Source organism: Bradyrhizobium sp. RT6a (assembly GCF_040547675.1).
Lineage (GTDB): Bacteria > Pseudomonadota > Alphaproteobacteria > Rhizobiales > Xanthobacteraceae > Bradyrhizobium.
Genome location: NZ_JBEPQC010000002.1, coordinates 1,297,619 through 1,324,616 on the forward strand (window position 1 = coordinate 1,297,619; position 26,998 = coordinate 1,324,616).

25 protein-coding genes and 2 pseudogenes are annotated in these 26,998 nt (G+C 62.6%); 12 read left to right on the top strand and 15 right to left on the bottom strand.

The genetic code is table 11. The features are described from left to right. Positions 1 to 152: 152 nt before the first annotated feature. The 10 genes and pseudogenes from ABIC03_RS16135 to ABIC03_RS16180 all read left to right on the top strand — a co-directional run. Entirely contained in the window at positions 153 to 647 is a 495-nt protein-coding gene (locus ABIC03_RS16135; RefSeq protein WP_354059080.1) for a hypothetical protein, read from the top strand. Beyond that, positions 644 to 1,345, top strand: coding sequence for an HK97 family phage prohead protease (locus ABIC03_RS16140; protein WP_354059082.1), 702 nt, complete (start codon positions 644 to 646; stop codon positions 1,343 to 1,345). Before ABIC03_RS16135 ends, ABIC03_RS16140 begins: the two co-directional genes overlap by 4 nt. Next, positions 1,326 to 2,483 (top strand): phage major capsid protein, encoded by a 1,158-nt coding sequence (locus ABIC03_RS16145; RefSeq protein WP_354059084.1) that lies wholly within the window; start codon positions 1,326 to 1,328, stop codon positions 2,481 to 2,483. The genes ABIC03_RS16140 and ABIC03_RS16145 overlap by 20 nt, the downstream gene beginning before the upstream one ends. Before the next feature lie 180 nt (positions 2,484 to 2,663). Beyond that, a complete protein-coding gene (locus ABIC03_RS16150; RefSeq protein ID WP_354059086.1) occupies positions 2,664 to 3,587 on the top strand; it encodes a bifunctional DNA primase/polymerase in 924 nt (307 codons plus the stop codon). A gap of 16 nt (positions 3,588 to 3,603) precedes the next feature. Next, positions 3,604 to 3,912 (top strand): hypothetical protein, encoded by a 309-nt coding sequence (locus ABIC03_RS16155; protein ID WP_354059088.1) that lies wholly within the window; start codon positions 3,604 to 3,606, stop codon positions 3,910 to 3,912. Further along, positions 3,909 to 4,991 (top strand): AAA family ATPase, encoded by a 1,083-nt coding sequence (locus tag ABIC03_RS16160; protein WP_354059090.1) that lies wholly within the window; start codon positions 3,909 to 3,911, stop codon positions 4,989 to 4,991. Before ABIC03_RS16155 ends, ABIC03_RS16160 begins: the two co-directional genes overlap by 4 nt. 18 nt (positions 4,992 to 5,009) lie before the next feature. After that, on the top strand, positions 5,010 to 5,249 hold the full coding sequence (locus tag ABIC03_RS16165) for a helix-turn-helix domain-containing protein (protein ID WP_354059092.1): 240 nt from the start codon (positions 5,010 to 5,012) through the stop codon (positions 5,247 to 5,249). 65 nt (positions 5,250 to 5,314) lie between these two features. Next, positions 5,315 to 5,518 (top strand): annotated as a pseudogene (locus tag ABIC03_RS16170) (helix-turn-helix domain-containing protein); the annotation flags it as partial. Positions 5,519 to 5,538: 20 nt separating this feature from the next. Beyond that, positions 5,539 to 6,657, top strand: coding sequence for a tyrosine-type recombinase/integrase (locus ABIC03_RS16175; RefSeq protein WP_354059094.1), 1,119 nt, complete (start codon positions 5,539 to 5,541; stop codon positions 6,655 to 6,657). Between the two features lie 43 nt (positions 6,658 to 6,700). After that, positions 6,701 to 7,777: pseudogene (locus ABIC03_RS16180) on the top strand (ComEC/Rec2 family competence protein); the annotation flags it as partial. A 9-nt stretch (positions 7,778 to 7,786) separates the two neighbouring features. Here the strand turns inward: ABIC03_RS16180 and ABIC03_RS16185 are convergent. The 7 genes from ABIC03_RS16185 to ABIC03_RS16215 form a co-directional block, all read right to left on the bottom strand. Next, positions 7,787 to 8,728 (bottom strand): GAF domain-containing protein, encoded by a 942-nt coding sequence (locus tag ABIC03_RS16185; protein WP_354059096.1) that lies wholly within the window; start codon positions 8,726 to 8,728, stop codon positions 7,787 to 7,789. Between the two features lie 223 nt (positions 8,729 to 8,951). Beyond that, complete coding sequence (locus ABIC03_RS16190) at positions 8,952 to 9,386, bottom strand: hypothetical protein (RefSeq protein ID WP_275171253.1); 435 nt, start codon at positions 9,384 to 9,386, stop codon at positions 8,952 to 8,954. 442 nt (positions 9,387 to 9,828) lie between these two features. Beyond that, entirely contained in the window at positions 9,829 to 10,530 is a 702-nt protein-coding gene (lexA, locus tag ABIC03_RS16195) for a transcriptional repressor LexA (RefSeq protein ID WP_106945054.1), read from the bottom strand. Positions 10,531 to 10,706: 176 nt separating this feature from the next. Next, positions 10,707 to 11,918: a molybdopterin molybdotransferase MoeA gene (locus tag ABIC03_RS16200; RefSeq protein WP_354059099.1), complete on the bottom strand. Its 1,212-nt coding sequence runs from the start codon at positions 11,916 to 11,918 to the stop codon at positions 10,707 to 10,709. Positions 11,919 to 12,146: 228 nt separating this feature from the next. Next, complete coding sequence (locus ABIC03_RS16205) at positions 12,147 to 12,338, bottom strand: hypothetical protein (RefSeq protein ID WP_275171251.1); 192 nt, start codon at positions 12,336 to 12,338, stop codon at positions 12,147 to 12,149. Between the two features lie 169 nt (positions 12,339 to 12,507). Then, positions 12,508 to 13,140 carry an HAD family hydrolase gene (locus ABIC03_RS16210; protein ID WP_275171250.1) on the bottom strand — a complete coding sequence of 211 codons (633 nt, stop codon included), beginning with the start codon at positions 13,138 to 13,140 and terminating at the stop codon, positions 12,508 to 12,510. An 8-nt stretch (positions 13,141 to 13,148) separates the two neighbouring features. Next, complete coding sequence (locus ABIC03_RS16215) at positions 13,149 to 14,282, bottom strand: alpha-hydroxy acid oxidase (protein ID WP_354059102.1); 1,134 nt, start codon at positions 14,280 to 14,282, stop codon at positions 13,149 to 13,151. Positions 14,283 to 14,585: 303 nt separating this feature from the next. On the opposite strand from ABIC03_RS16215, the gene ABIC03_RS16220 reads away from it, so the two are divergent. Continuing rightward, entirely contained in the window at positions 14,586 to 15,923 is a 1,338-nt protein-coding gene (locus ABIC03_RS16220; protein WP_354059104.1) for a S41 family peptidase, read from the top strand. Positions 15,924 to 16,004: 81 nt separating this feature from the next. Here ABIC03_RS16220 and ABIC03_RS16225 read toward each other — a convergent pair whose 3' ends face one another. The 8 genes from ABIC03_RS16225 to ABIC03_RS16260 form a co-directional block, all read right to left on the bottom strand. Further along, positions 16,005 to 16,760: an SDR family oxidoreductase gene (locus ABIC03_RS16225; protein ID WP_354059106.1), complete on the bottom strand. Its 756-nt coding sequence runs from the start codon at positions 16,758 to 16,760 to the stop codon at positions 16,005 to 16,007. A 337-nt stretch (positions 16,761 to 17,097) separates the two neighbouring features. Beyond that, entirely contained in the window at positions 17,098 to 17,949 is an 852-nt protein-coding gene (locus tag ABIC03_RS16230) for a DMT family transporter (protein ID WP_354059108.1), read from the bottom strand. An 83-nt stretch (positions 17,950 to 18,032) separates the two neighbouring features. After that, positions 18,033 to 18,647 (bottom strand): TetR/AcrR family transcriptional regulator, encoded by a 615-nt coding sequence (locus ABIC03_RS16235; protein WP_354059672.1) that lies wholly within the window; start codon positions 18,645 to 18,647, stop codon positions 18,033 to 18,035. 88 nt (positions 18,648 to 18,735) lie between these two features. Further along, positions 18,736 to 21,468: a bifunctional diguanylate cyclase/phosphodiesterase gene (locus ABIC03_RS16240; protein ID WP_354059110.1), complete on the bottom strand. Its 2,733-nt coding sequence runs from the start codon at positions 21,466 to 21,468 to the stop codon at positions 18,736 to 18,738. Between the two features lie 247 nt (positions 21,469 to 21,715). Next, positions 21,716 to 22,228 (bottom strand): cyclic pyranopterin monophosphate synthase MoaC, encoded by a 513-nt coding sequence (moaC, locus tag ABIC03_RS16245; RefSeq protein WP_275171244.1) that lies wholly within the window; start codon positions 22,226 to 22,228, stop codon positions 21,716 to 21,718. Beyond that, positions 22,228 to 23,046, bottom strand: coding sequence for an indole-3-glycerol phosphate synthase TrpC (gene trpC, locus ABIC03_RS16250; protein WP_275171243.1), 819 nt, complete (start codon positions 23,044 to 23,046; stop codon positions 22,228 to 22,230). The genes moaC and trpC overlap by 1 nt, the downstream gene beginning before the upstream one ends. A 7-nt stretch (positions 23,047 to 23,053) precedes the next feature. Then, positions 23,054 to 24,067, bottom strand: a complete 1,014-nt coding sequence (gene trpD, locus ABIC03_RS16255; protein WP_275171242.1) for an anthranilate phosphoribosyltransferase — start codon at positions 24,065 to 24,067, stop codon at positions 23,054 to 23,056. A gap of 14 nt (positions 24,068 to 24,081) precedes the next feature. Beyond that, positions 24,082 to 25,980, bottom strand: a complete 1,899-nt coding sequence (locus ABIC03_RS16260; protein ID WP_354059113.1) for a SurA N-terminal domain-containing protein — start codon at positions 25,978 to 25,980, stop codon at positions 24,082 to 24,084. Positions 25,981 to 26,202: 222 nt separating this feature from the next. Here ABIC03_RS16260 and tpiA point away from each other — a divergent pair, with 222 nt between their 5' ends. Next, entirely contained in the window at positions 26,203 to 26,958 is a 756-nt protein-coding gene (gene tpiA / locus ABIC03_RS16265; protein WP_354059115.1) for a triose-phosphate isomerase, read from the top strand. The last annotated feature ends 40 nt before the right edge of the window (positions 26,959 to 26,998 follow it).

The window sequence follows — 26,998 nt, forward strand, 5'->3', positions numbered from 1 at the left end:
GGCGGCGGCCACTTACAAGCCACGTCGCTTCTCACGGACAGACAGAGGAAGGGCAATCCGGGCGGTTCGATATCGCCCGGACGGTCTTGGCTTGTAGGCCACGGCGCGCCCCGGTCCTGATAGTAGAACCCATTTCAGAAAGGCACTCATTTGTGACCTACGGATCAACCATACTTCGCGCCATCGCGCAACGCACCGGTTTTAACCTTGAGCATATCCAGCACACTGCACGTCATATTGTTCAATCCGGCAATTCGCCAACAGACCTTTCTAAGGCTGTTGCGCTCTTGCTCCTAGCCTTGCCAATCGAAGCTAAGCCGCAAGAGGTCGCAGCGGTCGCTACGTACTATTTCAACTTGTCCGCCGATGGATACGGCACCGCAGGCGAGTTGATCGCGGACATGCTCGACAGCTTTATCAGCCAGGCACACACCGAGTTCTCGGCATGGGCTTACCGCAGCCGTGTTGAGGTCTATGCGACGGCAACACCGGCTGTGACGATTACGACGCCCTGCACAGATGCGCCGTTCGTAATCGAATACGCGACCGAGAAGTGGCACAACGCAACAGTACGGCACAGCAATATTCTTTCCGGGAAGGCGCTATTCGACATTGCGGCGGACATTTCCATGAAGGCCGCCGCATGACCGATGTACGCCATTCGATTCCGCTCGCGATAAAGTGGGCATCAGCCAGTCAAGCCGGAGAGTTTAGCGGGTACGCATCGACCTTCGGCGGCGAACCGGACGCATACGGTGATTTGGTAGCGCATGGCGCATTCACGAAGACAATCGCGGAACATGCTGCCAAAAACACTAATCCGGCGTTGTTGTGGTCGCACGATCAGTCACAACCAATCGGGGTAATTACTAGACTGGTTGAAGATAGACACGGCTTGCTGATGGAAGGGCGGCTTACGCTCGAAGTAGCCAAGGCGGCCGAAGCGCATGCGCTTATGAAGGTAGGTGCGCTGGCGTTCTCTATTGGCTACCAGACGAGGAAATCAACCGGGTTGGGCAAGGGTATTCAACGGCTTGACGAGATTCGTCTCTTCGAGGTCAGCGCCGTAGCAATCCCCGCGAACAGCAACGCGAAATTAGTGTCAGTCAAGGCGCAGCCGAGCCTGACGGAACAACACTCGCCACGAACAATCGAAAAGATTCTCCGCGACGGAGGCGTGTCGTGGCGTCTTGCCAAGCAAATTGCGACGCTTGGCAAACCGGCGATGAAAGCACGCGATGTGCTGCTAGCCGATGAACCCTTAACGAAGCGATTGATCCGAGCAACCCGATCAATCCAGAACTGCATTTCAAAGGAAAATTCTAATGCCTGTTCAGGCAACTAACGTTGATACACCTATCGAGGAAGCCATCGATGCGCTGGCCGAAACCACAACCACTGCGCTCGGCGAGGTAAAGGAACTTCGCACTCGACTCGAGAAAATGGAAGCGCGCTCGAACCGTCCTGGTGCTGGCGCGGCGAATGACAACTTCAATCTGAAGGCGGCCAATGACAACGAGTCAAAGGTGGCAATCAGCGAAGAAAAGAAGGCGTTGGCCGATTACGTTCGTCATAACGTCGAAATTAAAGCTATGTCGGTCGGGTCTGATCCTGACGGCGGCTACGGCGTAACACCACAGTTGAGCGCGGATATCAATCGGCGCCTTTACGATCAGTCGCCTTTGCGCAAGATCGCCAGAGTTGTCGAGGTTGGTAGCTTCGGCAGTTACGAGGAACCACAGCAAATCGGCGACGCTGGCGCCACATGGGTAAGCGAGAATCAAGCGCGGCCTGCGACCAATACGCCCTCATTGGGTATGGTGTCAGTGCCGGTGAATGAGCTTTACGCTAGTCAACCGGTAACCCAAAGGCTTCTTGACGATTCTAGGTTCGACATGGCCGCGTTCGTTATGGAACGCGCTTCGGATAAGTTCGCTCGGAGCGAGGGATCGGCCTTTGTTGGCGGCAACGGCGTGGGCCAGCCAACCGGCTTCCTGACTTATCAGACCGATAGCGCGGCCGACTTCGCACGCGACTACAAGAAGATTCAGTACGTGCCTTCCGGGAGTGCAGGTGCCGTTACCTTCGACGGTCTCAAGAGTCTCTACTGGACGATGCGCGCGCCGCATCGTGCGAACGCGGCATGGGTTATGTCATCGGCGACCGCCAGCCAGCTCGACCGGATTCAGGATGCAACAGGCCACTATATCTGGCGCGACTCGATTGCGGCTGATGTGCCTCCGACTCTCTTGGGGAGGCCAGTCTATTTCTCGGAAGACATGCCAGCCGTTACCGGTAACGCGTTCCCGATTGCATTCGCAAACTGGAAGGCCGCGTACATCATCGCGGATAAACCCGGCGTGCGTTGGCTACGTGACCCGTTTAGCAGCAAGCCGAACGTGATCTTCTACGGTTACCGCCGCGTTGGTGGCGGCGTTGCCGATACGGACGCGATTAAGCTGCTCAAGATCAGCATCACCTAACGGGCAGCGGGTCGAGGCCGGATGTACGCCCGACGCGCGCGCCTAACACGGACGGGGGGATTCCAATCCCCCCGGCTTCAAGGGCTTGAACCGGCCTTCAGGTAAACTTCTGCTTCCGCAAAATGGCGATTCTAACAGTTCGGAGGTCCAATCCTGACCAATTCCTATAGTCCTTATGCCGTGGCGGGTGCTCGGCTGATCGACCAGGGCTACCATGCGATCCCAATCGCACCCGGCACAAAAAGACCCGGCGCATATTCGTTTGGCAGATGGGGCGGCATGCCTGACTGGCAGCGGTTCTGCTCGCGACGCCCCACGGAAATCGAAACGGGTTTTTGGGCACAATGGCCGGATGCAGGAGTCGGGGTAGCGCTCGACCAAGTGCTGAAATGCATCGATCTTGATACTGACGATCCCGACCTGATACGTGCCGTATTGCCTGTGCTGCCATATAGCGAGGTTGTGAAAAGGGGAGCGAAGGGGTTTACGGCCTTCTACCGTGGATCATCGGCCATCGTGTCTCAAGCGTTCAACGTCGGCAAAAGTCGTGTGCTGGACCTTTTAGCCTACGGAAGACAAACCGTGGTGCCGGGTTCGATCCATCCATCTACCGGATTTCCGTACATCTGGAATGGTCCCGACACGTTGGAGAACACACCGGTTGAACAACTACCGGAGTTACCTGACGATGTGGCGCATCAACTTGAAGCGGCTTTAGCGCGCTTTGGCTATAGGCCACCAGCGGCGTATCAAGCCGGAGAAGGCGAGACCTTGTGGCGTGAACTTAACGACACCGCCTTGCGCAACTTTGACAGATGGGTGCCTGCCTTGTGTCTTCCTGGCACGCGGCGATCCGGCAAAGGGTATCGTGCGGTTGCCGCGTGGCGGGGGGTTGAGAACGCCAACCTTTCCTTTCACGCCGATGGCATCAAGGATTGGGGCGCCGATCAACCGCACACGCCGATTGATGTGGTGATGCTGGTCTTCAATGCCACCTTTGAAGCGGCAGCCGCTTGGCTGGCCGAACAGCTTGGGTTCGATGCCCTATTGCCGAACCGGAATGGATTCAATGTGTCTGCGTTCGCGCGGCGGTGCAGGAATTAACTCTCAAGGAAATTACATGACTGAAAAGTATGAATGCGAGGCCGCATTGTACGCGAGCTTCAAGAAGACCGCCCGTTGGCGCGATGCTGTTGCGCAGCAATTCCCAAGCGATCCCCGGAATGCGGCCGCCGCCGAGTTGTTGCGGAGCATGGGTAAGGAGGCCGCTCTATCCGACGAGCAGTGGAGTGCTATTGCGCCACATTTTAACAGATCGGAAAGGTGGTCGGAGGCGCTTGCGGCAACCGTCCGCGTTGTTGGCATCCGGCCGGGATACAATGACTTTCCATCATTCGCGGCCAAGCTCGTTGAGGCACTGGCGCGATGAATTGGGGACCCTTCATTGATGCGGAGTTGGCGCGCGATCCGCTTCCCTTGATTGATCCGCGCGAATGGCAGGACAAGCCGGTACCGCCGCGCAGGTGGATTGTGCAAGACCTCATCCCGGACGGTGTTGTCACTAATCTCTCGGGCGACGGTGGCACCGGGAAGACCCTAACCGCGATTCAATTGATAACAGCAATGTCGCTTGGCTTGCCCTGGTTCGGCAAGCCCGTTCAACAGGGACCGGCGATCTTGTACACCGCTGAAGATGACAGCGACGAACTCCACCGCCGCTTCGCCGCTGTAACGGGCTGTAGTGGTCACCAGCTTGCCGATCTAGCGGGAGTGCAGATTATCCCGATGGCTGGCTTAGACGCCACGCTGGCCACCGCAAATGATCTAGGCGGCATATCGACAACGACGCAGTTTGCGAAGCTCACAAAGATAGTGGCAGAAAGCAAGCCACGTCTGGTCGTGATCGATCCGGCCGCCGACGTATTTGCTGGCGATGAAATCAAGCGCGTCCAAGTTCGTCAATTCGTGCAGAAACTTTCGAAGCTCGCGCTTGATACCGGTTGCGCCGTGATGCTGCTAAGCCATCCATCCCTATCCGGTATAATGACCGGCCGGGGTACTTCTGGCAGCACCGCTTGGTCTAACAGCGTTCGTTCGCGTCTTTACCTCCAAGCCGATGGTGACGATCCTGATCGTCGCCTGTTGAAGGTGATGAAAGCCAACTATGGCGCAGTTGGCGAAGAGATTGCGTTGCGATGGGACGATGGTGCATTCGTGCTTGATCAGGGCGTGGACGGTGCCACTACAAGCCTTGCAAACCGGGCGGCAGATGATGTGTTCATGAACGTGTTCTGGAAGATGACGGCTATCGGCATTCGTTTCAGTCATAAGAAAACGTCGGCGACATTTGCGGCCAAGGAAATCGCGAAGCATCCAGACGCGAAGGGCTACACGAAGGAAAAGATGGCGCAGGCTATGCAACGCTTGCTCGAAGCGGGCACCTTGAAAATTGAAGCGGAGGGGCCACCGTCACGGCGATATGATTATCTGGTGGCGACGGTGCACTAGCTTCGGTACAAGTGAGAAATGTCGATAACGCCTCAACAGTGTCGGGCCGCGCGAGGTTTGCTTGATTGGACTCAATCAGACCTCGCCAAGGCGGCCGCCGTCGGACTTTCGACGGTGAAGGATTTTGAACGCGGTACGCGCGAGACGGATCCTGCGAATGTCGCCGCGATGGAGGCCGCGCTTGAGCGGGCTGGAATCGAATTTCTTCCCGCCCGTAGCGGTAAGGGCGCTGGCCTGCGATACGCTAAACACCAGTAGAGACACGGCATTTTGTCTGTCATACTTTTTAGTTGACTCCCACCTAGATCATTTGGAAGACTCAGATGGCTGATGCGTTTCAGACGCCCATCGCGGCGAACGATAATGAGAGGCTGCTAACACTTACCGAAGCCGCATTCGAATTGGGAATTTGTAAGCGGACGTTGGTGCGCCACATTGAGGCCGGTGAACTTCCCTGCATCGTGACCGGTGCTGGCCGCGAGCGATTGCAGCGGAAAATCCATCCCGCCGATTTGCGTAACTTCATTGATAAGCGCAGGAGATTCGAGTGTCCGTCTACAAGCCCGGTAACAAATCCCCGTACTACCACTTTGATTTCCAGGTCGGGGGTCATCGGTTTCACGGCTCAACGGAATGCACGTCTAAGCGAGAAGCGGATAGGTTCGAGGCGCTAGAGCGGGAGAAGGCCAAGGCGCAACTGAAAGCGATGAAGCGGTCGCGCACATCGCTTCTGATCGATGATGTTGCCGCGCGCTTTTGGGAAGCCAAAGGGCAGTATGACGCTGATCCAAACGCAACTGATACTAACCTTGCCCGACTGGTCGATTATTTCGGCAAGGGAATGCCGCTTAGCGAGATTGATCATGCGCTTGTCGCCAAATTGGTAGCGTGGCGGCGTGGTCACCGAGTCGCTAGGCGTAAGGATCAAGAAAACGCGCCATTTATAGCCAATGCTACTGTCAATCGCTCGACCACCAAGGTTCTGCAACGACTATTCAAGTTCGCTAAGGACGAGAAGGCCGTTTTCGAGAACGAGCCAGATTGGGAAGCTTTGTTGCTGGAAGAGCCGGTCGAGCGTATCCGCGAACTACAGGACGACGAGGCGATCGCGTTCGATGACGCGATGCGCGACGATTACCATCCATTCTTTGATTTCGTGAAGGCCAGCGGCATGCGTTTAAAGGAGTGCGTCACGCTGCGCTGGTCGGAAGTTAACTTCGGCACCCGCCAAATAGTCCGCACTGGCAAGGGCGGGCGGCGCATCGTGTTCCCAATCACTGATGCCATACGCGAGATACTGTTCCCACTTCAGGGACACCACCCGGAGTTCGTTTTTACTTATGTTGCGATCTACGGGAATAGGCGGCTGGGGCGGGTGGCTGGCGAACGGTGTCCTATCACTTACAACGGCACGAAGAGCGCATGGCAGCGGTTGCGCGCCGCGTCTGGCGTTAGGAATTTCCGCTTCCACGATTTCCGCCACGACTTCGGAAGCAAGCTGTTGCGCGACAGCGGCAACCTGAAGCTGGTTCAGAAGGCAATGAACCATCGCGACATTAAGAGCACGCTGCGCTACGCTCATGTGCTCGACGAAGATGTTGCCGAAGCGGTCGAAAGCCTCGCCAAGGTGCGAGAGTCCCGGAAAATGTCCCGGAAAGGGAGTTGAAGTCTAGCTAAGTATTTGGCTTCATTTCCTAAACGGCGAGCCGCATCCGAGTTTTCAGATGTCGTTTGCGGCAACGCTGGGGCTGGTGGCGCTGGTGCAGATCGGCATGCCGAATTTGTTTGCCTCGCCGGACCATTCGGCGACCGCGCGCATTGCGATGTGGGGCGGCCGCGAGATCGCGATGCTGTTCATGGCTTCGCTGATTGCGGGACTTGCGACCACGCCCTATGCCGCGTTCCACTTCCACCGTGTCACGCCGTTCGGCGTGCTCGCCAATCTCGGCGCGATGCCGGTGGTCTCGGCGCTGGTGATGCCGGCAGGACTGTTGGGGCTGCTTGCGGCGCCGTTCGGGCTGGACAGCGTGTTCTGGTGGCTGATGGGAATCGGCATCGACTGGATGGTCGCGGTCTCGCGCTGGGTTGCGGCATTGCCGGGCGCGGTCGGCCGCATCCCGGCGTTCGGGATCGCGCCGCTGATCGCGGCGAGCCTGGGAATCATCGCGCTGGGCTTGTTGCGCACGCCGCTACGCTGGTCCGGCGCCCTGGTGCTGCTGGCAGCGATCCTCTGGGGACTCTCGGCGCGGCAGCCCGACATCCTGATTGCCGGGGATGGCGCGAGCGTCGCCGTGCGGGGCAGGGACGGATATTTACACCTGATCAGGACGAACAAGGACAGCTTTCTGCTCAAGGAATGGCTCGCTGCCGACGCCGATCCGCGCGATGCCGGCCGAGCCTCGCTTGCCGATGGCGTGTCCTGTGACGAATCCGGCTGCGTGACGCCACTGGCCGACGGGAGGCTGGTCGCGCTGGCACTGCGCGTCGACGCGCTCGCGGACGATTGCAGTCGGGCCGCGCTGGTGGTGACGACACGTCCCGCGCCGCCCGATTGCGCGGCGATGGTGGTCGATCGGCAGCGGCTCGCCAGCCAGAGCGCGCTGGCGCTGACGCAGCGTGGTGACGGTTTTGTGGTTCAGGCGGTGAGGGCGAGAGGCACGAGCCGCCCCTGGTTACCGGCCGGCGCCGGCGAGGGTGATTTCGACGGCAGCCTTGCGCCGAAGACGACCGCGCCCCGCACCAAGGACGCAACGCCAGCGGAGACCGACTTGCAGGCCGACGATTGATCGGATCGGTTACAAGTACCAGGCCAGCACGGCGTCGAGCCTGGAATTGCCGATGACCGGCAGGGCCACCATCCGGCTCAGTCCGGCTGTGCAGGCTTCGAAACCGGCGACCGAGCCGTCATGCGCGAGCTCATCGTTGAGCGCGGGCATGCCGGTCGCCCAGGCCCCGCCGATGCTGCCTTCGCCTCTGGCAATGGATTTTTCCGCATAGAGCGCGGCAAGGTCGGTCTGCGCGCTGCAATCGCCGGCGCGGAACACCAGTGCCGAGTGGGTCTCGTTCGGGATCCAGATCTCGAAGCGTCGCGCAATCGGCGTGGCCTGCGCGGAGAGGAATGTCAGGACCCAGGTCTGGTCCGTGCCGGTCCGATAGGGCACGCCGACGCCGCAATTGATCCCGACCTTGGCTGCGTCCTCCCAGCGCAGAAAACTCCTGGCGTCGTGCAGGTCCTTGATGATCAGCGGCAGCCCCGCCTTCCAGGTGCGGCCAGGCAGGCCAAAGCCGCGAGGAAATTTAGTGTGGCGGGAGTTGAATTCGAACATGTCGGCGGTGCCATAATAGCCATCCACGAGCCCCATCTCGTGGGAGGCATCTGGGTCGTTGTGCCAAAGCTCGATCGCCCCGACATGCGCTTCGTCGTCGCCGCAGAATAGCACCATGACGGCTTGCAGGAATTCACCCGCAAACACCGGCACCGCGACGCCGCAGGTGAGGCCGGCCGCAAGCGCTTGATCGGTCCGTTTGAAATAGGAGTTGGCGAATTTGGTGAGGATCACGGGGTGGCCCGCGGCCCAGGCCTTGCCCGGAAGTCCCTCGTCATATCCGAAGTGGAGCTCTTCGCTGACGGCCTTGAACGCGGACAGCCCTTCGTCGTAGAGGCCGCCGCCAAACTCCAGCCGCATGCGCGTCCGATCGGGCACCCAGAGTTCAACGACGCGAAGGAAGGTTTTCATCGAGCGTGTCCGCCGTCTCAAGCCCTGACAGCATCGGTCATTTGGCTGCGAAGCGGACGTTCAAACTTCAGGCAGGGCGGCTCAAACTTCGTGCGGCGGAGAGGTGTAAGGGCTTGGTCCATCCGATTGGATTTCGCGGACGCAAGCCACACCATCTCGCCGGCCGCGGCCGGCGATGGCAATTCAATCCTGACCCCCGACCTCCTAGCCGGAGGCGGCTGTGTCAGCCGATCGGCAGGTGCGTGACGGTCGGCGGCCGGTCGGCGATGATCTGCGCCTTGTGCTCGCGCTCGGCCACCGACTGAGTTACCGGCAGTTGCAGCACGGTCGCGCGCTGGCCTTCGACGAGCTGCGTCACCAGCACATATTTGCCGTCCGGGAATTCGATCGCATCATGATGGCGGTCGGGAATGTGCGGATCGATCTTGCCGAACTTGCCCACGCGGGAATTGATGGTGCGCGTCCAGATCCAGCGATTGTCGTAACGGACGTCGTCGGCGAAGGCGAGCTCCGTCCCCGGCAGCAGGCAGACGGCAACAGACGGATCGGCTGCGGAGGCGAAGCCGCGCGTCGAGGTGCCGCGGAAGCTTGTCGTGACGATCGTCTCGCCGACTTCGGCGGGGCGCGACGCGACGGCATGCAGGCTGTAGTCACACATCGGGTGCTCCTCATGCTGGGATAGCTACCCGCGTCTCTTATCGAGGCGCAGGCCTCTATCAGAGTGGAAGCACGAACGCTCTGCTTGGTTATGGGCAAATCTGCGGCTGGCTTCTGCAAGCTGCGATCACATTATCTTTCCCGAATTCAATAGGAACAAAGCCCGTTGCGATGCATTCGGGAGGCGCATGCGCGAACATTGCCGGCTTGTCTGCAATGGTAGAACTTGATCGCTGGCCGGTGTTTCCTCGAACACTCGAGACGCGGTGCCGTTTCCGTGGGCATCGCGAGGAGCCAGCGCCGGAGGAGGGGCCGGATAGTCTGTGCAGAACCAGAACGACTATCCAGCCGGAGCGGACGATGATCCGCTCCAATCTCTGACCGGCGATGCCGGTGGAAGCGCGCGAGGCGCCAAGCACTTCCGGTATGAAGCACTTCCGGTATCAGTACTTCCGGTAAAGCCCGATCAGCTTGCCCTGAATCTTCACCCGGTTGGGCGGCAGGATGCGGACCTCATAGGCCGCGTTGGCGGGCTCGAGCGCGATCGATGCACCGCGACGGCGGAAGCGCTTCAGCGTCGCTTCCTCGTCGTCGATCAGCGCCACCACGATGTCGCCGGTATCGGCGCTCTCGTTGCGCTGGATCAGTGCCATGTCGCCGTCAAGAATGCCGGCCTCGACCATGGAATCGCCGCGCACTTCGAGCGCGTAATGCTCGCCCGAGCCGAGCATGTCAGGCGGTACGCTGATGGTATGGCTGCGGGTCTGCAACGCCTCGATCGGCGTGCCGGCCGCGATGCGGCCCATCACCGGCACCGCAACGGGACGCTCGCCCTCGTCAGCCGGCAGGCTGGAGCTCGCACGCACCTTGCCGAGATTGCCCTCGATGACGCTCGGCGTGAAGCCGCGCCGGCTGCCTGCGGCTGCCTGGAGCTCCGGCAGCTTAATGACTTCAATCGCACGGGCGCGGTTGGGCAGGCGTCGGATGAAGCCACGCTCCTCGAGCGCCGTGATCAGGCGATGGATGCCCGACTTCGAGCGCAGGTCGAGCGCATCCTTCATCTCGTCGAAGGAAGGCGGCACGCCACTTTCCTTCAGACGTTCACTGATGAACCGCAGAAGCTCGTATTGTTTGCGCGTTAACATCTCGACCAAAGTCCCCCGGTTGATGTCGTCCGATTCCGAGACGCTGAATTCGGCTATATGCCGCTACATGCTCGAAACAAATCATGAACGGACACTATATGTTCGATACATGTTCCGCAACTGCTTAATTTACCGTGAACAGAGCAAAGTTCGCGGAACGCGCGTTGCCGAGGCGCTCAGACGGGGAGCCGCAATACTTCGCAAGCCGTGCCGGCTTCGGCCTTCGGCGCAAACGGAGCGCGCACGAGAAGTACCTGTGCTGCAGCGAGATTCGCAAGCAGCGAAGAATCCTGATGGTTGACGGGAAGAACGACGCGTGTGCCGTCGTCACGCTCCTCCAGATGCGCGCGCAGATAGTCCTCGCGCTGGTCGTTGGCGCCGACGTCGCGGCCGAGCACGGCGCTTTCACGGCGATGGTGAATCACAGAACGGCCAGACAGGGCGCGAATCAGAGGCACCAGGAACAGGAAAGCGCACACGTAGGACGACACGGGATTGCCCGGCAGGCCGATCACACCCATTGTGCCGAGCCGACCGTGCATCATCGGCTTGCCTGGCCGCATCGCGATTTTCCAGAACGCCATCGCGATGCCTTCGTCCCTCAGTGCCTGCTGGACCAGATCGTGGTCGCCGACCGATGCGCCGCCGGTCGTGATCAGGATGTCGGCGCCGCTCTCGCGGGCGCGGCGAATGCCGGCGGTGGTGGCCTCCAGCGTGTCGGCGGCAATACCGAGGTCGATGGTCTCGGCGCCCTCCCTGCGGGCGAGCGCGTGCAGGGCGTAGCCGTTGGAATAGACGATCTGGCCGTGACCGGGCGTGGTGCCCGGCATCACCAGCTCGTCGCCGGTGGCGAGAATCGCGACCTTCGGACGCCTGAAAACGGCAAGGTGCGGATGGTTCATCCCGGCGGCGAGCGCGAGGTCGCGCTCGGTGAGACGGCTTCCCTTGCGCAGGAGCACGTCGCCCTCGCGGAAATCGACGCCGGCGGGACGGATGTGCCGTCCGGCGATCGCGGCTTCCTTGATCGTGATACGCTTGCCGGCGGCGACCGTGTCCTCCTGGATCACGACGGCGTCCGCGCCACCGGGAACGACGCCGCCGGTGAAGATCCGCACGGCCTCGCCGGCGCCGACCGTCCCCGCGAACGGTCGGCCTGCCGCGACTTCGCCGATGACGGTGAGCTCCGAATCGATCGTCGCGGCATCGGCCGCGCGCACCGCGTAGCCGTCCATCGCGGACATCGCCTGCGGCGGCTGCGTACGTCGCGCCGCGACGTCACGCGCGAGCACGCGATGGTAGGCCTCGTCGAGGGAAATCATGTCTTCCGGCAGCGGCTCTGCACCCGCCAGCACTGCGGCAAGCGCGTCAGAAACCGGCATCAAGGCCACGGCGAAAACTCCTGCTCGGCACGTTCGGGCGAATGTTCCGCAAGTCTTCTAGCCGAGCGCGGGCGCGGAGGCAAAAACGGCTGAACGGGCGCAGTCATTCCCGCCGCTTCATGTTGTTCCGGAAGCCGGGATCAAGCGCGTCGCGCCATGATCCGAAGGAGGTTACAGATCGGCAGGATAGTGGTCATGGTAAGACGAGAACGACGTGCGCCCCCCGGCCTGTATCGATCAGCTCCCTGCCTGCCCGGGAGTTACGTCGGGCGCCTTGGGTCCTTGATCCTTGTCGGGTAGCGGATCGGCTTGGGATTTCAGGTCGGCGGCCTTGCTCACAAGCTTGGCGGAAAGGTCCGAATCTGAAGTTGTCCTGGCGAATTCAAGAAGAAGAGAGGCTTGCTTGGTGAGGTAGGTTTTGCCCAGCACGATGATGCATCCGTCCGTAGAAGTCCCAACGGACTCTAAGAGTCCGGAAGGCGGTATTCCGTTCCCGGAACTCTGTACAAAAATGCACAAAGTGATCGGGTTCCTCAATTCCTTCAAAATTGGTCCCGTCGGGCCGTGCCGCCGTGGGTTTCGCGACAAGGGCTCCTCGTCAAATGCCCAATGCCTTCAATGCGTTCCCGACGTCACGCGGCGAAGTCACATGCACGGCCGTCAAGCCGCGCGCCCGCGCTCCCTCGATGTTTTCGGCAAGATCGTCGAAGAACACGATGCGCCCGGCGGGTACGCCGATCGCTGCAACGACGTGGTCGAAGGCCTCCGCATCCGGTTTGCGCAAGCCGATGCTGGACGACAAATAGAGCTCGCGGAAATGGCCGAGGAGGTCGGCATATTCCCTTGAGAAATGGTCCACGTGCGGCCGGTTGGTATTGGAGAAAGCGTAGAGCGGCATCTGCTTCGCTGCCCGCGGCAGCAGCTCGGCGATGTCAGGCATTTCGCCGGCGAAAATCGCGTTCCAGCCTTCCAGGAACTGCGCGTCCGAAATGCCGATTCCGAGCGAGGCTCGCAATGAGGCGAAATAGTCCTCATCGCTGATCTTCCCCATCTCGTGCAACCGATAGGCTTCGCTGTCCCGCACATAGCGCGCGACGAGGGATTCGGGCTTGCAGCCGGCATGTCCCGACCAGCAGGCGATGGCCTTGGAGAAATCGATATCGAGCACCACGCGGCCGAGATCGAACAGAAGCGCATCCGCGCTGCCGGGAGAGAGCGATGTCACCTGCACCCTTTCATTCAGTATCGATATGGCTCGTGGTCGAACAGCGGAAACGCGCTGAACACGCTGGGCGCGTTGGTTGCGGTCGCCTGATGAAGGCAGGATTTGTTGACCTCGGCGAACGAGGTTGCACCCAAGAGGCCGAGGCAGCGCAGCACTTCGTCCTCGAGCAGCTCCAGCATGCGCGCCACGCCGGCTTCGCCGGCCGCCGCCAGCGCCCAGCATTGCAGCCGGCCGATGCCGACGAGGTCGGCGCCCGCCGCGATCGCCTTGACGATGTCGGTGCCGCGACAGACACCGCCATCGACCATGATCTTGGCGCGGCCGTTCACGGCGTCGACAATCTCGGGCAGAACATGCATGGCGCCGCGACCGTGATCGAGCTGACGGCCGCCATGGTTGGAGACGTAAATCCATTCGACGCCGTGATCGATCGCGATCAGCGCGTCCTCCGGCGTCGCGATGCCTTTGAGGATCAGCGGGATCTTGAACTTGTCCTTGATCATCTTCACCGTCCGCCACTCCAGACCCTTCTGGTAATCGCCGCCGGTGGCGCGCAGGCGGCTCTCGCGAACGTAGCGCTTGGCGATGTCACGTTCGCGACGGCTGTAATGAGCGGTGTCGACGGTCAGGCAGAAGGCGGCATAGGCATTCTTCTCGGCCCGGCTGACGACGTCGGCGACGAACGCGTCGTCGCCGCGCACATAGAGCTGGTAGAGGCGCAGGGCGTCGGGCGCAGCTTCGGCGGTCTTTTCGAGGCCGGGCTCGGACACCGAACTGAGCATGTGCGCTGCACCGAAAGTGCCGCAGGCGCGCGCTACGCTCGCCGCACCATCCGGGTCGAAGATCTCGAGCGCGCCGACGGGGGCGAGCACCACCGGCAGGCGCATCTTGCGGCCGAACTGCTCGACCGAACCCGTGACCTTGCGGACGTCGCGCAGCACGCGCGGGCGGAAGGCGATCTCGTCCAGCGCCATGCGGTTGCGACGCATCGTGGTCTCGGTCTCGGCCGCGCCGACGATATAATCCCAGGCATTCTGGTTGAGGTTGGAACGCGCTTTCCGGATGAATTCATGCAGATTCTGGAACGGCTCGGTGCTGGCGCCGAGCTCGACGTTCCTTTCCGCTTGGATGCGGGGTGCTTCGTTCATTGTTATCCTCCCGAAAATTTGAAGCCTTACCTCATCGCCTAACCCGTCCGCGTCGCCAAAACCATCCTAAAATGGCATGGTCGCAAGGCGTGAGCCGGCCGGCCGTCCCGCTGCGCTCAGACCGGGTCCTCAACGTTGCCAAAAGTTTAGGTCCACACGAAGGGATTTTGACGGTGTACCCGCCGGCGTGGCATCCCGGCCTTGAAGAAACCGGAATGGTATTGTGAGAAGCAGGCTGGATCGCCATTTGCATGGCGGCTCCCCAGCCCCACCGAACCGCGAAGCAAAAAGGCCAGCCTATCCATGCGGAAAACCCTGCTGTTTCCACTGGGCGCGCTCACTGGAGCGTGTCTGACCCTTTTGGTAGCCAGTCCGCATGGCGGCGTATGGGCGGCACGGGCGGCAGCGAGGGCGGATGACGCCTATTCCAAACTCAATTTGTTCGGCGAAGTGTTCGAGCGGGTGAAGGCGAGCTATGTCGAGAAGCCCGACAATGCCAAGCTGATCGAAGGCGCGATCACCGGCATGGTGACCTCGCTCGATCCGCACTCGCGCTACATGAACGACAAGGCCTGGACCGAGATGCAGGAGACCACCTCCGGCGAGTTCGGCGGGCTCGGCATCGAGGTCACGATGGAGGAAGGGCTGGTCAAGGTCGTCTCGCCGATCGACGACACGCCGGCGTCCAAGGCCGGCATTATGTCGGGCGACCTCATCAGCAAGATCGATGGCGACGCCGTGCAGGGCATGACGCTCGAGCAGGCCGTCAACAAGATGAAGGGGCCGGTCGAGACCCAGACCAAGCTCACGATCGTGCGCAAGGGGGCCGACGCCCCGCTCGACGTCGCGATCAAGCGCGAGATCATCCATGTGCGCCCCGTGCGCTTCCACGTCGAGAATGGCGATATCGGCTATATCCGCGTCACCTCGTTCAACGAGCAGACCACCGATGGCCTGAAGAAGGCGATCGCATCGATCTCCAAGGACGTTCCGCCGGAGAAGCTGGTGGGCTACGTGATGGACCTGCGCAACAATCCGGGCGGATTGCTCGACCAGGCCGTGTCGGTGTCGAGCGCGTTCCTGCAGCGTGGCGAGGTCGTCTCGACCCGCGGCCGCAATCCGGAAGAGACCCAGCGCTTCACCGCGCATGGTGGCGACCTCACCAAGGGCAAGCCGCTGGTGGTTCTGGTCAATGGCGGCTCGGCCTCGGCCTCGGAGATCGTGGCCGGCGCGCTGCATGACCACAAGCGCGCCACGCTGATCGGTACGCGCTCGTTCGGCAAGGGCTCGGTGCAGACCATCATTCCGCTCGGCACCGGCAACGGCGCGCTGGCGCTGACCACGGCGCGCTACTACACACCCTCGGGCCGCTCGATCCAGGCCCAGGGCATCGCGCCCGACATCGAGATCCTCCAGGACGTGCCGCCCGAGCTGAAGGGCCGGATGGACACCATGGCGGAGTCCCAGATGCGCGGCCATCTCCAGGCGGCCGATGGCACCGAGCAGACCGGATCGCAGTCCTATGTCCCGCCGGAAGCGAAAGACGACAAGGCCCTGCATACGGCCTACGACTTCCTGCATGGCCAAACCGCAAATGCCGTCGCCGCCAAGCCGGCGCTGAAGGCTGCGGTGCCGAACTAGCCTAGGTCCTCGCGACGGTAAGGTATTGATCGCCCGGGAACGGATAGCCGTTCCCGGGCGAACTTGTTTCGGGACGCTGTGTCAGCTCGGGTTCATGGCCGCGAAGGTGGCCTCGTAGCAGCCGTCGCGCTCGGCCCAGCGCCGGGCGCGATCGCGCGCGACCAGCACCTCGCCGCCGGGATGGACCCGCGACTCCAGCAATTGCATGACCTCAGCGATATAGGCGGGAAGCGGCATCGCGCGCGTATCGCTCGCCTGTTGCGAGCCTGTGAGCCCGGTCTGCACATAGGGCGGTGCGAGCTCCAGCACTTCGACGGGGATCTTGCGAAGCTGATGCCGCAGCGACTGGAGCCAGGAGTGCAGGAACGCCTTGCTGGCACAATAGGCCGGGAAGTCGGCGCGCGGCACGAAGGCGAGGTTCGAGCTGGTCGCCATGATCGTCGCGTTCGGTTGCCCTTTCAGGAGCGGCAGGACCGCCGCGGTGACGCGTAGCACGCCCAGAATGTTGGTCGCGACGATGGCTTCCGCGTCCGCGGCATCCCAGCCGTCTGCCGTTATGTCCTCCGGCCGCGAGATGCCGGCGTTGGCAATCAGCACGTTGAGCTCGGGAAAGCTTGCGCGGATCTCGGCCGAGAGGCGCGGCAGGCTTGAGGGATCGGCGAGGTCAAGCGTCAGGCCGATCAGGCCCGGGCGTTCAGCGGTGATCTGATCGAGCAAGGACTGCCGTCGCCCGGTAACGATGACGCGATTGCCGCGGTCGTGGAAAGCCTCGGCCAGTGCGCGGCCGATGCCGCTGGTGGCGCCGGTGATGAGGATCGTGTTGCCGGTCATCTTCATGGTTGCTGCCTTTCGGTGGAGGTGAAGGCCACGGCAATCCAGGAAAACCCCGGCGGCGAGCTATCCGGCGCGACAGCAACATCCAGGCGCGGATAAGCCGTGCCGGAAATGACGTCTTGAACGGGAAAGCGTCCGCAAGCTGGGAGCGTGATGGCATGACCGTGGCGTCTCGTGAATCGAGATCTCCCAGCTGGGATCCTCTCGACAAAGGACGCGTTGGATGACGGTAACGCCTACGGCAGCGCCAGAGGAGCTGCGAGGGCGGGATAGCTTGGCGGGTCACCACGGTCAAGTCCTCACGGGCCGACGGCTCAAGAGCTATGGCCGTTCAAATTAATCAAGCGCTCGGTCTCAACTGTGTGATGGCGACGCCGGAGATCGCGAGCAGCCCGCCGAAAATCAACTTTGAGGTCATGTGTTCGCCAAGGAACATCACGCTGGACGTCAAGGCGAACACTGGAAGCAGCAAACCGAAGGGTGCGACGCGGCCCATGGAGCAACGCCCGATCAGCCAGAACCATAGGCCAAACCCGACAATTCCCCCGATAAAAATCGTGTAGGCGAGCGCCAGCCAACCACGTCCATCCGCAGTAACGAGGCTCGCGAGTTGTCCATGTTCAAGGAGCAGCGACATCACCATGACTTGCGGCACCGTGAGCAGCGAGGACCACCCCATCAACATCAGGGGATCAAAAGGCCCGTAGCGTTTCGTCAAGACGTTGGATATCGCGAATGCAAAGGCTGCCCCGACCACGAGCAGCAGTGGAAGCGTGTTTGCGGACACGCCGGGCTCCACCGCCAACATGACCACACCGACGAATGCAAGCACTACTCCAGCGGAAGTGGTGAGAGATGGCCTCTCCGCGAGCAGCGGCCAAGCTAACAGGACCGTGAAGGGCGTGGCGAGTTGATAGGCGACGGCCGACATGCTGCCCGAGCCGAGCCCGAGGCCGACATAGAAGAGACCGAAGTTCAGCCCACCGAGGAAAAGCGAAATTGCTGCGATCGGGCCGAGCTGCCGACGCGTGGGCCGTTTGACGAAGGGAGCGAGCAGCAGCGCGATGGCCAAAAAGCGCAGCGCGAGGAAGAAGAGAGGGGGAAACTCCGTAACGCCCACTTTGATGGCCACGAACTGGTAACCCCAGAGCAGGGGGACGGCCACCGCACAGACGATCTGGATGGCCGACATGACATTCTTCCTTTCAAGACCGTTCGGTCTATATTTCGACGCGCCAGCAGCGGAAGCGGCCGAAAACCTGATAAAACGGTTGTCTACCTGATGAAGCGGTCGAGGAGAGCGTCAGCGGTGGCTTGTGACGTGATCCGCGTCGATGCCGCCTTGCCGAAGACGCGCAGCCCCTCGACGAAACAGACGAGAATTTTCGCGGCACTTGAATGCTCGACGGCATCGGCCAGCTTGCCCGCCGCCTTCGCACGGGACAGTGCATCAGCCACCCTGGCCTCCATGGCTTTGAAAAAGCTCCCGATGCGGCGGTCAACTTCGGCGTCACGGCCAGCCAGCTCCATGGCTGTGGCCACCAGCAGGCATCCGCGTCGGCCATTGGCGCCGCTCGTTCGGTCAACGTAGCCGGCGAGGTAGGCGCGCAGGCCGTCGACCGGATCTCTGCGGGGGTCGAGTTCGACATCCATGCGTGTCAGGGCATCGGCGATGTAGCGATCAAGCGCACGCAAGAACAGCGAGTGCTTGTCTCCGAAAGCCGCATAAAGGCTGCCGCGCGAGAGCTTCGTCGCACGAAGAAGGTCCGGTAGGGCCGTTGCGTGATAACCGCGCGACCAGAACACGCCCATCGCCCGCTCGACCGCGGCTTCCACGTCGAAACTTCGGGGACGGCCACGGGGCAACTGCACAGGGATTTGGCGACGCATTCCCGATATATAGACCAATTGGTCTATAATTCCAAGTGGGCACCCTTGTCCCGTGAGCTGACGTTCCCGCGTGTGTGGAAGTAGATCCCTAGCTTGCCTCGCGGCGACGGCTTTCGTTGCCGCCGCGCTGGGCGAGACGGCTGCGATGAGCTGCGAACAGCTCAAGCACCTTGTCGGCGGGTTTTGCGGCGCTGAACAGATAGCCCTGCATCTCGGAGCAGCCGAGTGCGCGCAGCAGTCGCTGCTGCTCCTCGGTCTCGACGCCTTCGGCGGTGGTGGTCATGCGGCGGGCGGCCGCAAGATTGACGACGGCCTGCACGATGCTGGCCGAGCCGTCGGGGCCGGCGATGTCGTTAACGAAGCAGCGGTCGATCTTGATCTTGTCGAACGGGAAGCGATGCAGATAGCTCAGCGAGGAGTAGCCGGTGCCGAAATCGTCCAGCGCGATGCGGACGCCGATGGCGCGGAGTTGATGCAGGACCGCAAGCGCGGTGTCGTCGTCGCGGATCAGCACCGCCTCGGTGATCTCGAGCTCGAGCCGGCTCGCCGGCAGATTGGAGGCGGCAAGCGCTGCCATGATCTTCAGCGCCAGCGTGCCGCTCTTGAACTGCACCGGCGAGACGTTGACGGCGAGGCGGATGTCGTCAGGCCAGTTCGCCGCGTCCCGGCAGGCGGTCGCCAGCACCCATTCGCCGATTTCGTTGATCAGGCCGGTGTCCTCGGCAATCGGAATGAACTCGGCCGGCGAGACCATGCCGCGCTCGGGATGGCGCCAGCGCACCAGCGCCTCGCAGCCGGTGATGCGGTCGTCCTTCAGGCTGAGGCAGGGCTGGTAGTACACCTCGAGGCCGCCTTCGCGCCCGCCTTGGGCGATGGCGTGGCGCAGGTCGATCTCGAGCTGCCGCCGCTCGTGGACCTTGGCGTCCATCTCTGGCTCGAAAAAGCGATAGGTGCGGCGCCCGGCGGCTTTGGCGGCGTACATCGCCATGTCCGCGTTCTTCAGGATCTGGTCCAGCGCCGTTCCATGTTCCGGCGCCAGCGCGATGCCGATGCTGGCGTCGGTGGCAAGATGATGTCCCATGCAGTCGAACGGCGCGCGGATGGCTTCGAACACGCGCGCGACGAGCTCGTTGACCTGATCCAGCGATGTCAACGCGCTCTGGACGATGGCGAATTCGTCGCCGCCGAGCCGCGCCACGAAGTCCGCCGGACCCGCACACCGTTGGAGGCTCTGCGCAACCGACTTCAGAAGCTCGTCACCGACGAGATGCCCGAGCGCGTCGTTGACGCCCTTGAACTCGTCGATGTCGATGTAGTGCACCGCGAGTTGTTCGCCCCCGGCGACGAGATCGAGTTCCTGACGCAGATGCTCGTGGAACATGGTGCGGTTGGGCAGGTCGGTCAGCGCGTCGTAGTGAGCGAGATGGGTGATGCGCTCCTCGATACGCCGGCGCTCCGTGATGTCCTCATGCGTCGCCACCCAGCCGCCGTCCGTGAGCGGTTCGTTGACGATCTGGATCGAGCGGCCGTCGGAGGTGTCGACCACCATGGAATTGCGCAGATGGACGTCGCGCAGGACCCGTGCGACATACTGGTCCAGATCGCCGGTGAACGAGCCGGTGGCTTTGCGGTGCGCAATGATGTCGTGGAAGCTGCAGCCGGGTCTCACGATTTCGGCCGACAGCCCGTACATCTCGATGTAGCGCTGATTGCAGATCACGAGCTGCTGCGCGGCGTCGAACAGCAGCAGACCCTGAGTCATGTTGTTGACGGCGCGGTCGAGACGCTGCATTTCCAGCGTCAACCGTTCCCGCGAAAGACGATGCTGCTCCAGGAGCTTGCGTACGATCGCGATCAGCACGCCCGCGATGGCGAGCGCGGAAGAGGCGGCGACCGAGATCAGGATGCCGATCTGCTCGCGCCAATCCGTCAGTGCCGTCGCGCGCGTCGTGGTGGCCATCATCAGGATCGGGAAGTGAGGCAGGGCGTGTGAGGAAATCAGCCGGTCCTCACCGTCGACGGGGCTGATGAAGCGGCCGGCAAAATGGTCGAGCCCGAAAACCTTTTGATGTGCGAACGGGCCGTTCTTGAAATTGCGCCCCATCAATTCGCTGGAATGGGGATAACGGGCGAGCATGGTGCCGTCCCGGTGCAGCATCGAGATCGTCGCACTTTCGCCGAGCACGGCGGACTCGAAGAATTTTTCGAAATTTGCCGGCTCGATGCCGCGTCCGACCACACCCATGAATTCGCCGTTCGGTCCAACGACCTTGCGCACGATCAGGATGGTCCAGGCGCCGGAGATGCGACTGTAAAGTGGTTCGATCAGGACGTCGGGAGCGTCGGGATCGTACCGGAAGGTGCGAAAATAGGCGCGATCGGCAACGTTCACGCTCGGGGCGGGCCATGCCGACGACGAATTGATCAAATTGCCTTCGGCATCGATGATATTGACGCCGCCTATGTAGGGCAGTGCCTCGATCTTCGAACGCAGCATCCGGTGGAGGTCGTGGCCGGCGAGGCGTTTGCGATAGTCCGCCGCATTGGTGATGCCGCTCGCGCGGACGTAGTCGACGAAATCCTTCTGGATGACCGCGAAATCCTGCAGTTGCTGGTCGAAATGATGGGCCAGCATCAGCACGGTGTTTTCCAGCTCGCGGCCCGCGTTGCGCAGCGCACGTTCGCGGAAATTCTCCGCCATCAGCGTCGCGCCCACGGCGATCGCAGCGATCAGCAGCGTGCCGCCCACCACCAGCCAGCGGATCGGTCCGCTGCGCACGAAGGCCTGGTCAAAAAGGCGACTGCCGAATCCCGTCATCATGATCGATCGTTGTCGTGCACACGTCAGGGTCAATCCTTGACCCCTGAAACATCCGTTGGTTTACGGGAACGGAGTGGAGGCGAAGTTAGCAAGCTGGGTTAATGCGCCGTGAACGGAGGCTCGCAAAAGCAATCAATATGCGGGCGCGCCGGCATCGGGCTTGCGATCATCCGTGGTGAACGGCCCGCGCGGCAAGCTCAATGCAAAATTCGGCTCGATCAGCGCGTCGCTGAAGTAGCAGCGGCAATCAGACGCGGTAATGGCCGGATTTGCCGCCGAGCTTCTCGACCAGGTGGATGCCTTCGATGCGGACGCCGCGTTCCACCGCCTTGATCATGTCGTAGATGGTGAGGCAGGCGACCGAGACGGCGGTGAGCGCTTCCATCTCGACGCCGGTCGGGCCCGTGACCTTCACGCTGGCGCGGACGAGGCAGCCAGGCAGCGTTGCGTCGGGCTCGATCTCGACCGTCACCTTCGACAACGCGAGCGGATGGCAGAGCGGGATCAGCTCCGAGGTGCGCTTGGCGGCCATGATGCCGGCGATGCGGGCGGTGCCGAGCACGTCGCCCTTCTTGGCGTTGCCGGACAGGATCAGGTCAAGCGTCGCCCTGCTCATGACGACGCGTCCTTCCGCGACCGCGAGCCGCTCGCTCGCGGGCTTGTCCGACACGTCAACCATCCGCGCCTCGCCGGAGGCGCCAATATGGGTGAGGGCAGGGCCGGTCTTGGTCGGTTTGGCCTTTGCGGGCTTACGCGCCATCAGTTCGTGCCTGTGGCGCGCGCGGTCTCGCGCGCCAGCAGCGTGCGCGTCGCAGCGGTAACGTCGGCTTGCCGCATCAGGCTCTCGCCGACCAGGAAGGTCGACATGCCGACGCGCTCGAGGCGGGCCAGATCGGCGGGCGTAAAGATGCCGCTCTCGCCGACCATCAGCCGGTCGCCGGGGATCAGCGGCGCCAATGTTTCGCTGGTCGCAAGCGTGGTTTCGAAGGTGCGTAAATTGCGATTGTTGACGCCGATCATCGGCGAACGCAGCTTCAGCGCGCGGTCGAGCTCGGCGCGGTCGTGGATCTCGATCAGCACGTCCATGCCATAGGCGATGGCGGCATCCTCGAGCTCTTTGGCCGTGGCATCATCGAGCGCCGCCATGATGATCAGGATGCAGTCGGCGCCGTGCGCGCGGGCCTCCGCTACCTGATAGGTGTCGAACATGAAATCCTTGCGCAGCACCGGCAGTGACGCTGCCGCGCGGGCCGCCACCATGAAGTCGAGATGGCCCTGGAACGAGGGCGTGTCCGTCAGCACCGACAGGCAGGCGGCGCCACCGGCCTCATAGGCACGGGCAAGCAGCGGCGGATCGAAATCGGCGCGGATCAGGCCCTTTGACGGCGAGGCCTTCTTGACCTCCGCGATCAGCGCGTAGTCGCCATTGGCGTGCTTGGCCCTGATCGCGCGAACGAAGCCGCGCGGTGCTGCTTGCGCCCTGGCCTTCGCTTCCACCGCCGACAGCGGCTGCGCGCGCTTGGCCGCCGCGATTTCCTCGCGCTTGTAGGCTTCGATCTTGGTCAAGATGTCCGACATGTCAGGCTCAGCCGTTCGAGACCGCGATCAGATGTTTCAGCCGCGCGCTCGCCGCGCCGCTGTCGAGCGATTTTGCGCCGATCACGACACCTTCCTTGAGATCCCTGGCACGCCCCGCTACGACCAATGCGGCAGCGGCGTTGATCAACGCGACGTCACGGTAGGGGCTCGGCTTGCCGTCGAGCACGCCCTGCAAGGCGATCGCGTTGGCGTCGGCGTCGCCGCCTTTGAGTTCACCGGCGTCGCAGCGCGGCAGGCCCGCGTCCTCCGGCGTCACCTCGAAATTCCGGATCTCGCCATTGTGGAGCGCGGAGACGAAGGTCGGGCCGGTGAGGGTGATTTCGTCGAGGCCGTCGGAACCGTGCACGACCCAGGCGGATTCGGAGCCAAGGTTCTTGAGCACTTGCGCCAGCGGCTGCACCCATTGCCGGGAGAACACGCCGACCATCTGCCGCTTCACGCCGGCCGGATTGGACAACGGACCGAGCAGGTTGAAGATCGTGCGTGTCGCAAGCTCCACCCGGGTCGGGCCGACGTTCTTCATGGCGGGATGATGGGAGGGAGCGAACATGAAGCCGATGCCGCATTCGCGCACGCAGCGGCCGACCTGCTCCGGCCTCAGATCGATCTTCACCCCGAGCGAAGCCAGCACGTCGGCGGCGCCCGAGCGCGACGACAGCGCGCGGTTGCCATGCTTGGCCACCGGCAGACCGGCGCCCGAAACGATGAAGGAGGCGCAGGTCGAGACATTGACCGAGCCGGAGCCGTCGCCGCCAGTGCCGACAATGTCGACCGCATCCGCGGGCGCATCGACCGTGAGCATCTTGGAGCGCATGGCCGAGACCGCGCCGGTGATCTCGTCCACGGTCTCGCCGCGCACCCGCAGCGCCATCAGGAGGCCGCCCATTTGCGATGGCGTAGCCTCGCCGGACATCATGGCGTCGAAGGCGGAGGCCGCTTCGTCACGCGACAGGCTGGCGCCGGTCGCCACTTTTCCAATGATCGATTTCAGGTCGTCCATCGCGTGCTTTCAACTCACTGGTTCGCGCCGGTCACCTGCGCGAAGGCGGCCTGATTGATGCTGGTTCCGATGTCTGTTTCAAGCTTGTTCACGTAGGACGCGACCTGCTCCTCGGTCTGCGCGCGGTCGAGACTGTCCTTCAGCTTCTTGACAGCCTCGGAAGCGGCATCGACCGTGGGATCGATGATCTCGGTGACGCGGAACACGATCACCTCGGTGCCGCCTGTCACTGCCGTCTGCCCGACGCCGTCCTTGGCGACGCGGAAGGCGGCCGACACGACCGTTGCGGGAACGCTGGCGGGCGAGTCGTCGCGCTTGAAGCCGGTGGCGGTCTCGACCTTGGCGCCGATCGCGGCTGCTTCGTCGGCGAGCTTGCCGCCGGATTCGAGCTTCTGCACCATCTCGGTCGCCTTGGCCTTCAGCTTGGTCGCGATCTGGTCCTGGCGCCAGCGCGCCTCGACCTGGTCGCGGACCTCATCGAGATTGCGGTCGCGCGACGGCGTGATGGCAAGCACGTCGTACCAGACATAGCCGCCCTTGAAAGAGATCGAGTCATTGTCGACGCCGACATCGGTGTTGAAGGCCTGCGACACCACGTCGAGGCCCTGCGGAATGCCGGAGACCGGCTGGCCGCTCGGGGCGCGGCCGGAACGGTCGACGGCGTCGATGGTTACGGCGGTGAGCCCGAGCTTCTGCGCCGCGTCGATCACGCTGGCACCCCCGCCGCGTTCGTCTTCCATCTTGTCGCGGAGATCGGCGACCTTGACGCGCGCACGCTCGGTGGCGATCTCGCGCTTGATGTCGGCGGCAACGCTCGCGTAGTTCGCCTCAGTGCCCGGCTCGATCTTGTCGACCTTGACGATCGACGTGCCGAGACGGCCCTGGATCGGCTGGCTGATTTCACCGGCGGGAAGCGCGAAGACGGCGTCTCCAACCGCGGGATCGAGCGAGGATTTGGTCACGAGCCCGAGATCGACGTCGGACGCGCTCAGTCCGCGCTTCTTGCCGAGGTCCTCGAACGACGTCCCGCTGGTGAGCCGCTCGCGTGCGGTCTGCGCCTCGGCGGCGTTGGGGAATACGATCTGCTGGATCTGGCGCTTCTCCGGCGTGCCGAGCCGATCCTTGCGCTGGTCGAACGCTTTCTTGGCGTCCTCGTCCGACACCTCGCTCCACTTGCCGATCTCCTCCGGCGAGACCACGACGAACGCGATCTTGCGATATTCGGGCGCGCGGAACTGGACCTTGTGATCCTCGAAATAGGCGGCGAGCGCCTCGGGCGAGGGCGCGTCGATGGTGCCTGCCTGGGCTGCGTCGAGCCTGACGAATTCAATGGCGCGCTGCTCGTTCTGGAAGCGCGTCAGCACGTCGAGCATCGCCTTCGGCGGCTCGAGGCCGGCACCGATCGTGCCGGTGATCTGCCGACGCAGCGAGACCTTGCGCTGCTCCGAGACGTAGCGCTGCTCGGTATAGCCGAAATTGCGGATCACGGACTGGAAGCGGTTCGAATCGAAGTTGCCGCCGACGCCCTTGAAGTTCGGGTCGTTCATGATGAGCTGGCGGATCTGGTCGTCGGACTGGCCGAGCCCGAGCCGGCGCGCCTCTTCGTCGAGGGCGGCTTCCGCGATCGTCTGCTGGAGCACCTGACGGTCGAGGCCGAAGGCGCGCGCCTGTTCAGGCGACAGCGGCCGGCCGAACTGGCGGCTGATCTGCTGCAGGCGATCGGTGTAAATCTGGCGGAACTCGTTCAGCGAAATTTCGGTGCCGCCGACCTTGGCTACGGTGGATTGCCCAAAGCCCTTGAAGATGTCGGCAATGCCCCAAACGCCGAAACTGATGATCAGCACGCCCATCACAATGGCCATAATGGTCTTGCCGAGCCAGTTTGATGAGGCCTTGCGCATTCCTCGAAGCATTTGGTCCAACTTGTTTGGCAGGAGGGGAACGGGAGCGCGTCTTAATGCAGATTCCGCAAAAGCGCGTCACCAAATTGATCAATCATCATAAAGTGGTGGCTTTCCCCCCGCAACCTCGGGTCCGGCAGGCTTTCGATCCCTGCGGTTAAAAGCCCCTGGTCTCTGGAACTGCCACGGGACCTCTGCTAGCGCATGCACAAACCGAATTAGCTGGAATTTGACATGACCGATGCCATCCGCCCCCTGATCGCCGGCAACTGGAAAATGAACGGCCTGAAGGCCTCGACTGCCGAATTCGACGCCATGCTCAATGGCGCGGCAGAGGTGGCCGGCAAAGCCGACCTGCTGGTTTGCCCGCCGGCGACCCTGATCGCAGCCTTTGCCGAGAAGGCACGCGGCAAGAAGGTCGCGGTGGGGGCCCAGGATTGCCACCCCAAGGCCTCCGGCGCCCATACCGGCGACATCGCCGCTGAAATGCTGGCGGATTCGGGTGCGACCGCGATCATCGTCGGCCATTCCGAGCGCCGTGCCGACCATGGCGAAGGCGATGCCCTGATCCGGCAGAAGGCTGAGGCCGCCTGGCGCGCCGGGGTGACGGCGATCGTCTGCATCGGCGAGACGCAGGGCCAGCGCGACGCCGGCCAGACCCTCGATATCCTGCGCGGCCAGCTCAACGGCTCGCTGCCGGATGGTTCGACCGCCGCCAATCTAGTGGTGGCGTATGAACCGGTCTGGGCAATCGGCACCGGCCTGACCCCGACGTCCCGGGATGTCGAGCAGATTCATGGCTTTATCCGGGAATTCCTGACCTCCAGGTTCAAGGCCGACGGCGCCGGGATGCGGATCCTCTATGGCGGCTCGGTCAAGCCCTCGAACGCGGCCGAGCTGATGGCCGTGAAGAACGTCAATGGCGCGCTAGTCGGCGGGGCCAGCCTGAAGGCGGCCGACTTCCTTGTGATTGCGCAGGGCTGTCCCTAGCTAGCTCCAAACCTTACGACCCGCCCGATCGGGGGTGGCA

Excerpts from the sequence above, each read along its gene's own strand:
- ABIC03_RS16155 (WP_354059088.1), top strand. The coding sequence starts at position 3,604 with ATGACTGAAAAGTATGAATGCGAGGCCGCATTGTACGCGAGCTTCAAG.
- ABIC03_RS16225 (WP_354059106.1), bottom strand. The coding sequence starts at position 16,760 with ATGAAGATGACCGGCAACACGATCCTCATCACCGGCGCCACCAGCGGC.
- ABIC03_RS16240 (WP_354059110.1), bottom strand. The coding sequence starts at position 21,468 with ATGATGACGGGATTCGGCAGTCGCCTTTTTGACCAGGCCTTCGTGCGC.
- ABIC03_RS16215 (WP_354059102.1), bottom strand. The coding sequence starts at position 14,282 with ATGAACGAAGCACCCCGCATCCAAGCGGAAAGGAACGTCGAGCTCGGC.
- trpD (WP_275171242.1), bottom strand. The coding sequence starts at position 24,067 with ATGGACGACCTGAAATCGATCATTGGAAAAGTGGCGACCGGCGCCAGC.
- ABIC03_RS16220 (WP_354059104.1), top strand. The coding sequence starts at position 14,586 with ATGCGGAAAACCCTGCTGTTTCCACTGGGCGCGCTCACTGGAGCGTGT.
- ABIC03_RS16145 (WP_354059084.1), top strand. The coding sequence starts at position 1,326 with ATGCCTGTTCAGGCAACTAACGTTGATACACCTATCGAGGAAGCCATC.
- ABIC03_RS16235 (WP_354059672.1), bottom strand. The coding sequence starts at position 18,647 with ATGCGTCGCCAAATCCCTGTGCAGTTGCCCCGTGGCCGTCCCCGAAGT.
- ABIC03_RS16160 (WP_354059090.1), top strand. The coding sequence starts at position 3,909 with ATGAATTGGGGACCCTTCATTGATGCGGAGTTGGCGCGCGATCCGCTT.
- ABIC03_RS16185 (WP_354059096.1), bottom strand. The coding sequence starts at position 8,728 with ATGAAAACCTTCCTTCGCGTCGTTGAACTCTGGGTGCCCGATCGGACG.
- ABIC03_RS16190 (WP_275171253.1), bottom strand. The coding sequence starts at position 9,386 with ATGTGTGACTACAGCCTGCATGCCGTCGCGTCGCGCCCCGCCGAAGTC.
- tpiA (WP_354059115.1), top strand. The coding sequence starts at position 26,203 with ATGACCGATGCCATCCGCCCCCTGATCGCCGGCAACTGGAAAATGAAC.
- lexA (WP_106945054.1), bottom strand. The coding sequence starts at position 10,530 with ATGTTAACGCGCAAACAATACGAGCTTCTGCGGTTCATCAGTGAACGT.
- ABIC03_RS16230 (WP_354059108.1), bottom strand. The coding sequence starts at position 17,949 with ATGTCGGCCATCCAGATCGTCTGTGCGGTGGCCGTCCCCCTGCTCTGG.
- ABIC03_RS16140 (WP_354059082.1), top strand. The coding sequence starts at position 644 with ATGACCGATGTACGCCATTCGATTCCGCTCGCGATAAAGTGGGCATCA.
- ABIC03_RS16260 (WP_354059113.1), bottom strand. The coding sequence starts at position 25,980 with ATGCTTCGAGGAATGCGCAAGGCCTCATCAAACTGGCTCGGCAAGACC.
- trpC (WP_275171243.1), bottom strand. The coding sequence starts at position 23,046 with ATGTCGGACATCTTGACCAAGATCGAAGCCTACAAGCGCGAGGAAATC.
- moaC (WP_275171244.1), bottom strand. The coding sequence starts at position 22,228 with ATGGCGCGTAAGCCCGCAAAGGCCAAACCGACCAAGACCGGCCCTGCC.
- ABIC03_RS16165 (WP_354059092.1), top strand. The coding sequence starts at position 5,010 with ATGTCGATAACGCCTCAACAGTGTCGGGCCGCGCGAGGTTTGCTTGAT.